We start from the raw sequence: 786 nt of genomic DNA on the forward strand, positions 1-786 counted from the left end.
CGACCAAAGTGGCGGCAGCACGCCTAAAGCTTTAGCGGCATATGGCGTGCCTGAGGATTCCTATTCTGGCGAGGACGAGATGTTCGATCTTGTGCACGACATGCGGACAAGAATTATTACATCTCCTTCCTTCAGCTCAGATAAAATACTCGGAGCCATCCTGTTTGAGCAGACGATGGATCGCGAAATTGAAGGGAAATATACAGCGGATTACCTTGCTGAGCAAGGGGTAGTGCCTTTTCTGAAAGTGGATAAAGGCCTCGCCGAACAAGAAAATGGCGTCCAGCTCATGAAACCGATTCATGATTTAGATGAAACGCTGAGCCGCGCTAACGAACGGAACATTTTCGGCACAAAAATGCGCTCTGTCATTCATGAACCGAACCGAAACGGCATCAAGGCTGTCGTGGACCAGCAATTCGATGTCGGCAAACGCATTATTGAAGCCGGTCTGGTCCCGATCATTGAACCGGAAGTCAATATTCACAGTGACAACAAGGAAGAATGTGAAGAGATTCTAAAAGAGGAAATTCTCAAGCACTTGAATGATCTTTCAAATGACCAAAATGTTATGCTGAAACTTACAATTCCAACGAAGGCCAATCAGTATAAAGAACTGATCGATCATCCTCGCGTCGCGCGTGTGGTTGCTCTTTCCGGCGGCTATTCCCGCGATGAAGCCAACGAGAAATTAAAAGAGAATGACGGTCTGATTGCGAGCTTCTCCCGAGCACTTGCTGATGATTTAAATGCTAATCAGTCGGATGAAGAGTTTAATACGGCATT

The 786-nt window shown here is 46.6% G+C and carries 1 protein-coding gene; it reads left to right on the forward strand.

Features of this window, described 5'->3' with window-relative positions; all coding sequences use genetic code 11:
* Positions 1-786, forward strand: a 786-nt coding sequence (locus tag LD39_RS15055) for a fructose bisphosphate aldolase (protein ID WP_035548936.1), incomplete at both ends; no start/stop codon positions are given.

Source organism: Halobacillus sp. BBL2006 (assembly GCF_000786645.1).
In the GTDB taxonomy this organism is placed as follows: domain Bacteria; phylum Bacillota; class Bacilli; order Bacillales; family Halobacillaceae; genus Halobacillus.